The organism is Corallococcus silvisoli, from assembly GCF_009909145.1.
GTDB lineage: Bacteria > Myxococcota > Myxococcia > Myxococcales > Myxococcaceae > Corallococcus > Corallococcus silvisoli.
The window spans coordinates 23,648-31,692 of record NZ_JAAAPJ010000031.1 but is presented as its reverse complement, the minus strand read 5'-3'; the positions used below and the strand labels follow the sequence as shown (position 1 = coordinate 31,692).

Below are 8,045 nucleotides of genomic sequence, written 5' to 3'. Positions count from 1 at the left end.
ATCTTCACGGAGTCATCATGGCGCGGGCATGAATGGCTCATCCCCCGTCCCTTCCCGCCACGGGGCGCCCCGTGAAAGGGGGCGGCGCGCGAACAGCGCCTGACGAAAAGGAGCGACTCATTTGCTACCGCTGGGTCGTGGAACGAACCCAGGCCTGGAAGAGCCAGCTCCGCCGACTTCGACATTTGTTAGAGGCCGTGAGGCCGGCCGTTGGGGGCTCGCGGGTGCCGCGGCCGGTGGTGAACACATGAAACAGGTGTGACCGCGACACGGACGCTGGCTGGCGAACAGTCGGGCGGGACCCGGGTTGTAGCTCCGGGGATCCGTGATGACGGTGCCCCCGGTCCAGGTGTCAGGCAGGACGGGCGAGGGAGGGGCGAGCATGGGGACGGTCGGCGTTCATGCGTGGCTTTCGGCGTTGGCACTGGTGACAGGCGGCACCCAGGCGTTCGCTCAGGGCGAGCCTCGACAGGCGGATCCGGTGAGCGTGCGCCTCCTCACGGACCTGACCCAAGAAACGGTCCAGCCGGGCGGCCCGGGTTCGCACTTCGACAGCGGGCCCACCGCCACGCTGAACGGGCGGCTGTTCTTCTTCACGGGTCCTCGCGCCGAGGCCCCGGCTCGCTCGGCCCCAGAGCTATGGGTCACGGATGGCACCCGGGCGGGAACCCGCTCCGCGCAGGACCTGCTGCCCGCGAACCTGGTCATCGACGAGTCCTCGCTGCGCGCCACGTCCCACCGCCTGTTCTTCACCGCGACGGACGCGAGCACCGGACGCGAGCTGTGGACGAGCGACGGCACGCCCGCGGGCACGCACCTCGTTCGTGAACTCCAGCCGGGACCGGACAGCGCCTTCGATTCGCCGGGAGCGCTCTTTGTGTCCGGCGACGCCGTGCTGTTCACCGCGTCGGATGGCGTGAGCGGCTTCGAGCTCTGGAAATCGGACGGCACGGAGGCGGGCACGGTGCGCGTCAAGGACGTGCTCCCAGGGACGGGCAGCTCCCGCCCCGGCGAGCTGACGCGAGCGGGCGACACCGTCTACTTCAGCGCCACGGGCCCCGAGGGCCGCGAGCTGTGGCGCACCGACGGCACCGAGGCGGGCACGCGGCGGGTGCGCGACCTCCGCGAAGGCACCGGCGACGCGTCACCGCGTGCGTTCACCGCGGTGGGCTCCACGCTCTTCTTCGTCGCGGATGACGGCCTGCGCGGCCCCGCGCTCTGGAAGTCGGACGGCACCCAAGCGGGCACCGCGTTCGTGACCGACCTGGGACCGAGCGCCGCCAGCCCGTCCCGGCTGCGCCTCGCCGCCCTGGGCGACACGCTCCTCTTCCTCGTGGAGGGCCCGGATGGCGTGGCGCTGTGGCGCACCGACGGCACCGAGGCCGGGAGCCTGCCGGTGAAGGCCCTCCCGGGTGCGATGACTCTCGACTCCAGCCGGGGGCTGGTCGCCGTGGGCGGGCGAGCCTACTTCTCGGCGCGCGGCGCGAACTTCAACGACGCGCTGTGGGTGACGGATGGCACGACGGAGGGCACCAGGACGCTGCCCCTGGACTTCCCGCAGGGGCGCGTCTCACTGGACGCCCTCACGGAATGGGACGGGGCGCTCGCGTTCACCGTGGCGGTGGACAACGGGGTGCGCGAGCTGTGGCGCACCGACGGCACCGGAGCGGGCACGTCCCGCCTGACGCGACTGCCCTCCGGCGACCCGGGGGTCGCTCCGAAGCGGCTTTCACATTTCCAGGGGTCGCTCGTGGTGGCCTCCGCGGACGCGTGGACGCACCTGGGCCTGTGGCGGCTGGACCGGGATGACGCGCCGCCGACCTTCGTGTGCCCGGCCTCCGAGGACGTTCCCTCCAACAGCCCCCAGGGCACGCTCGCGCGCGACCTGAGGCCACCCCTGGTGGGCGGGCAGCCCCCGTTCACGGTGCGCTCCACCCACCCGGACGGCACCCTGCTGCCGCTCTACCAGCCCATCCCCATCCACTATCAGGCCGAGGACGCGGAGGGCCGCGTCGCCTCCTGCGCCATCACCACGACGTCCCGCGACGTGTCGGGCCCCACCTTCCAGGGCTGCCCGACGGAGCTGACGCTCGACACCTGGTCGGCCCGGGGCCTCACCTTCCACTATCCGAACGTGGCCGTGACGGATGAGACGAGCCCCCAGCCGCTGATCAGCTACAGCCCGGAGAACGGCAGCGTGCTGCCCTTGGGCGACACCGTCGTGACGATGACGGCGAAGGACAGCGCCGGCAACGCGAGCACCTGCACGTTCACCGTCACCGTGCGCGACGCCCTGACGCCCTCCTCCGCGTGCAAGGTGAGCGAGGTCCGTGTGGAGGCCGAGGGCCCCGAGGGAGCCCATGCCTTCTGGCCGGAGGACACATCCACCGACGGCACGTCCTCCCAAGGCACTGTCACCCGCACGCACGCGTCAGGGGACCTGTTCCCGCTGGGCCTCACCCGCGTCCAGGTCACGCGCACCGACGCGGCGGGCACCCGCAGCACCTGCGAAATCCAGGTCAAGGTGCGCGACTCGCGACCGCCCCTCCTCACCTGCCCGAGCGACCTCACGTTGAAGACGGCGGTGGTGTCCGGCACCCGCGCGGACTATCCGCCCGCCACCGCCAAGGACACCGTGTCCGCGGCGGACATCTCCTACAGCCCCGTCGTGGGCACGCCGCTCGCGCCGGGCGTGCACTCCGTGCAGGTGACCGCCATCGACGCTGCGGGCAACGCGGCGCTGTGCAGCTTCCACCTGACCGTGGAGTACGACCCGACGAGCGACATGCGCAAGGGGCTGGGCTGCTCGGTGGGCAGCGGACCTTCGACGGCGGGCTGGGGCGCGGTGCTCTTCCTCGCCTGGACGTGGAGCCGCCGTCGGAAGGACGGCACGCCCCGCGCTTGAGCCATGGGCCGTGGCGGTCCGCGGGACTTCCGCTACAGTCCCGCGCGCCCCATGGACCCCACCCTCTTCGTCGTCGGACTCATGAAGGTCGTCCTCGGCGGTCTCGTGGCCGCGCTCGGCATCGGCCTGAGCATGCGCGGCCTGAGCCGCCTGCTGGACAGCCACCCCGTGGAGGAGCTGCGCCAGGGCAACGTCGCCGCCGGGCTGGTGCACGCGACGAGCCTCGTGTCGCTGGGCCTGCTCGTGCAGCACGCGCTCAAGGCCACCAGCGACGCGGTGGACCTGGCGGTGCAGAACCCGCCCGTGTCCGCCATGGCGGTGCTCCAGTTGATGGGCCTGGCGCTCGTGCACGTGGGGCTGTCGCTGGCCGTGGGCGTGGCGGTGCTCGCCCTGGGCGTGCGGCTGTTCGACAAGATGACGCCCGGCATCGAGGAGCTGGCGGAGGTGCGCAAGGGCAACATCGCCGCCGCGCTGCTGCTGTGCGCCTTCCTGCTGGTCATCGCCCTGCTCACCGCGCCCGGCCTCCAGGCCGCGCTCAACGGACTCATCCCCTTCCCCCAGCTGCCCACCGGCATGCTGCGCGCGCCCGCCTGACGTCCCGCATGTCCGCGCGCTCCTGGAGGACGCTGCTGTCGCTGGTGCTGGTGGGCGCGCTCCTGTCCATCACCGGATGGCGGTGGGTGCTGGCGAGGAACGCGGGCCGGCTCGCGGAGGCACCGCGGACCGAAGCCCCCGTGGCCCCACCCCGGGAGGCCACGCAGGACCTGGGCGCGGCGTTGATCCCCGAGGACACGCCGCCAGAGCGCGTGAAGGCCTACGACTGGCGCGTGGAGGGAATGGAGCCCGCGCGGCAGCAGGTGGCCTACGGCCTGGGGGAAGCCGTGGAGCGAGGGCTGGAGGAGGCCCACCGCGACTACAGCGTGCGGCTGCGCTACCGCGCCATGGGCCCGGAGCGATTCACGTACGTGGCGCCACCGGGGTGCGGCACGGACATGCGCTGCATCTACGCGGAGCTGATGCGCAGCAACGCGGAGCCGGTGCGCGTGCTGGGGGAGCGCTTCGCCACCTCCATCCGCGAGCGCGACCTGGACGCGGCGCAGGCCACCGAGCTCATCCTCGGGTTCGTGCGCCGCATCCGCTACGAGCTGCCCGGCGACGAGCCCTTCGGCATCGTGCCGCCGGGGCTGGTGCCCGCGCAGGACCGAGGCGACTGCGACTCCAAGGCGGTGCTCGCGCTGATGCTCCTGCGACAGGTGGGCGTGGACGCGGTGATGCTGTACTCGGACGCGCTGGCGCACGCGGCCATTGGCGTGGGGCTGCCCGGCAACGGCACCCGCATCCCCTTCGCCGGGCGCGGGTACCAGTACGCGGAGCTCACCGCGGAGGGCTGGCCCCTGGGGATGATCCCTCCCCAGTACGACAAGCCGCAGCTCTGGCGGGTGCTCCCCCTGCCGGACGCGCCGGGCTGAGCACGCGCTTCGCCCACTGGGGCCAAGCCGCGTGTCGCGACAGGCTCCTCCCGCAGGACAGTGCCAGACCCGGGCCCTGGAGCCCCACATTTATTTCCGTTATTTCTGCTCTATCAAGGATGAACCGTCCTCGTGGCGGCGTCCCCTTCCAGACGGAGTCAGTCAGATGGAAACCAGGTGTTCGCGGACGTGGGTGCTGGGCCAGCGGGGGTGTGCCGGCGTGGGGCTGTTGATGCTGGCCCTGGGGTGCGGCGCGGCGGAGGAGCGGGAGTTCCCGCCGGAGGCGCCGGGCGAAGTGGTGAGGGAGCTGGGGGCGTGCACGCACGCGGTGACGACGAACACGTACGTGGGCCCGGACTACTGGGGCACGCTGGTGTTCAAGAACACGGGCACGGTGGCCATCGCCAATCCTCGGGTCTCCCTCGACGTGCCCTCGGGCGTGACGTGTGACGATGATCAACCCGGCTGGGCGCACACGCAGAGCGGCCGCACGTGCACCTTCACGCGCACGTCCTCGCTGACGGTGGCGGTGAACGCGTCGTACACGTTCAACTACTCCACCGACTCCAGCACGTCGTTCACCGCGACCCACGTGAAGGTCCAGTCCGACAGCTGCGGCGGCACGGCTCCCGGCGGCACCGGGCTCACCGCCAACCAGAAGAAGGTGGCGGAGGCGCTGACGAGCATCTGGGAGAACGACACGCCCACGCTCGACTACGCCTATTCAGAGAACATCCACGACGGGCGCGGCTACACCAACGGGCGGGCGGGCTTCTGCACCGGCACGGGCGACGCCATCCAGGTCGTGCAGTGCTACCGGGCCCTGCGCACCGAGGCCAATGGCAACCGCCTGTCGAAGTACTGGAGCGCGCTCACCGTCATCAACAACCGCTTCCTGTCCACCGGGCAATCGCAGGCGTCCACGGCGGAGCTGGACGCGGTGGGCGGCTGGACCACGGACTGGGCGGCGAGCTTCAACACCGCCGCCACGAAGGCGGACTTCAAGCAGTGCCAGGACCAGGTGAGCGACGCGCTCTACTACACGCCCATCATGAACGAGGCCGCGAAGTGGGGCCTCACCCAGGCGCTCACCAAGGCGGCGCTGTACGACGCGGCCATCAACCACGGCGAGGACGGCGCGAGGGACCTCATCCGCAAGGCGAACACCGCCCTGGGCAACAGCGCGCAGGTGGCGCCGGTGATTGGCTACAACGGCATCACGGAGAGCGCGTGGCTCCAGAAGTTCCTGGAGAAGCGCCGGGACGTGCTCGCGGGAGACTCCACCTGGGCGGACGCGGTGGACCGCGTGGCCGCGTATGAGAAGCAGCGCCGCCTTGGCAACTGGGACCTGGGCACCGCCCTGCGCAACGACGTGCGCGCCCGCGACTGCTGGGGCACCACCTACCCGTCGAGCGGCTACACCGTGCGCGCCATCAACCCGGACGGCACCTGGAGCACGCCGGCCTCGTTCACGTACGCCTGCCAGTAGGACGACAGGCCCCCCCACGCGGGCCGTGACGGCGGGGCGTCCGGGATGGCATGACCCGCTCCATGGCTCGTGACGTCTCGTTCTTCGACAAGCTCGGTGCGCTCCTCGCCCAGGAGCGCGAGGCGGAGAAGGCCCGCATGGCGGCGTTCGCGCAGGGGCTGTCCCTGCGCGAGCGCGAGGAGCAGGGCCTGTCGGTGCTGGACCTGGAGACCGTCGAGGAGGAGGTGGGCCTGGGGGGCCGCATCCTCCTCACGCTCGCCCGCGCGGACCGGGGCAGGCTGCCCACGCGCCTGTCCAACGGCGACTTCGTGGCGGTGCTGCCCCGCCGCGCGGAGGTGAAGGAACCGGCGAAGGCGCTCGTGTCGCGCGCCACCTCCACCCGCATCCAGCTCGCCTTCGACCGCGAGCCCCCCGCCTACCTCTCCGAGGGACTGTTGCGCCTGGACGTCGTCCCCAACGACGTCACCTACGAGCGCGTGCGCGCGGGCCTCCAGCGCGTGAAGGGCCTGGACAAGGGCGCGGAGCGGCACAAGCGCGAGGTGCTGCTGGGCAACGAGCCCCCGCGCTTCGACAACACCAGGGACTTCACCCCCACCCGCCCGCTCAACCCGGAGCAGCTGGACGCCGCCAGGCGCGCGCTCGCCGCGGAGGACTTCTTCCTCATCCACGGCCCGCCCGGCACCGGCAAGTCCACCGTGCTGGCGGAGGTGGCGGCCCAGGCCGTCGCACGCGGCGAGCGCCTCTTGTGCACCGCGGCCAGCAACGCCGCCGTGGACCACCTCCTGGAGCTGTGCCTGGAGCAGGGCCTGAGGGCCCTTCGCGTGGGCCACCCCGCGCGCGTCGCGCCCCGCCTCCAGGAGCACACGCTGGACATCGTGGTGGAGGAACACCCCGACCGCGTCATCAGCCGCGACCTGTTCGACGAGGCCTTCGACCTCTTCGGCTACGCGCGCCGCCAGCGCAACCAGGGCCGCAGCCGCGAGCGCTTCTCCAACGCCCGCTCCTCCACCGCGGAGGCCAAGGACCTGATGGACGAGGCGCGCAAGCTGGAGAAGAAGGCCGTGAAGGCCGTGCTCGCCCGCGCGGACGTGGTGTGCGTCACGCTGGCGAGCCTGGGCTCCGGCGTGCTCGCCGGCGAGGAGTTCGACCGCGCCCTCCTGGACGAGGCCACCCAGGCCACCGAGCCGCTGGCCCTGCTGGGCTTCCTCCGCGCGCCGAAGGTGGTGCTCGCCGGGGACCCGCAGCAGCTGCCCCCCACCGTGCTGTCGCAGGAGGCCTCGAAGGCGGGCCTGGGCGTGAGCCTCTTCGAGCGCCTGCTGAAGGACCACGGCGACGACGTGAAGCGCATGCTGCGCGAGCAGTACCGGATGAACACCGCCATCATGGCCTTCCCGTCGAAGGAGATGTACGCCAGCGAGCTGCGCGCCCACCCGTCCGTGGCGGATCGCACGCTGGCGGGGGTGCTCACGCCAGGAACGGAGGTGGACGCCCCGCCCGTGCTCTACCTGGACACCGCGGGCAAGGGCTTCGACGAGGAGGAGGAGCCCACCACGCACAGCCTCCTGAACCCGGGCGAGGCCGGCTACGTCGTCGCCCGCGTGCGCCAGCTCCTGGGCCTGGGCCTGTCCCCGCGCGAGGTGGCCGTCATCGCCCCCTACAGCGCCCAGGCCCGCCACCTGCGCGAGGCCCTGGAGGCCGTCCACCCCGAGGTGGAAGTGGACACCGTGGACGCGTTCCAGGGACGGGAGAAGGACGCCATCCTCGTCAGCCTCACCCGCTCCAACAGCGAGGGGCAGCTGGGCTTCCTCAATGACCTGCGCCGCATGAACGTCGCCCTCACCCGCGCCCGCCGGCACCTGTTCGTCGTGGGCGACTCCGCCACCCTCAGCAGCCACCCCTTCTACGCGCGCTTCATCGAAGGCACGCAGACCGACGGCGGCTACCGCTCGGCGTGGGAGTGGCCAGACCCGGCTGAACAATGATTGTCATCCCAATGACTCCGGCCTGCCCCCCAGGGCTACGCAAGGAGTGCGAACCAGGCGCGCGAAAATTGTCGGCGCGCTGAACGAATTTTGTCACCCGCTCCGCCGCCCGCCGGGGAGACGGCCGGAAATCAGGCATTTGGCGCAAGCCACAGGGTCGGCACGAAGGATGCTTCTCTTTCCGGGCACGGAGGGAATGC

At 71.6% G+C, this 8,045-nt stretch carries 5 protein-coding genes; all 5 read left to right on the top strand.

What is annotated here, in order from left to right; all coding sequences use genetic code 11:
- The first annotated feature begins 382 nt into the window (after positions 1–382).
- Positions 383–2,905: an ELWxxDGT repeat protein gene (locus GTY96_RS36705; protein ID WP_161667134.1), complete on the top strand. Its 2,523-nt coding sequence runs from the start codon at positions 383–385 to the stop codon at positions 2,903–2,905.
- Between the two features lie 51 nt (positions 2,906–2,956).
- Positions 2,957–3,499 carry a DUF350 domain-containing protein gene (locus GTY96_RS36700; RefSeq protein WP_161667133.1) on the top strand — a complete coding sequence of 181 codons (543 nt, stop codon included), beginning with the start codon at positions 2,957–2,959 and terminating at the stop codon, positions 3,497–3,499.
- An 8-nt stretch (positions 3,500–3,507) separates the two neighbouring features.
- A complete protein-coding gene (locus GTY96_RS36695) occupies positions 3,508–4,374 on the top strand; it encodes a hypothetical protein (RefSeq protein ID WP_143905136.1) in 867 nt (288 codons plus the stop codon).
- Positions 4,375–4,540: 166 nt separating this feature from the next.
- Complete coding sequence (locus GTY96_RS36690) at positions 4,541–5,863, top strand: chitosanase (protein ID WP_161667132.1); 1,323 nt, start codon at positions 4,541–4,543, stop codon at positions 5,861–5,863.
- Between the two features lie 62 nt (positions 5,864–5,925).
- Complete coding sequence (locus GTY96_RS36685; RefSeq protein WP_161667131.1) at positions 5,926–7,845, top strand: AAA domain-containing protein; 1,920 nt, start codon at positions 5,926–5,928, stop codon at positions 7,843–7,845.
- The last annotated feature ends 200 nt before the right edge of the window (positions 7,846–8,045 follow it).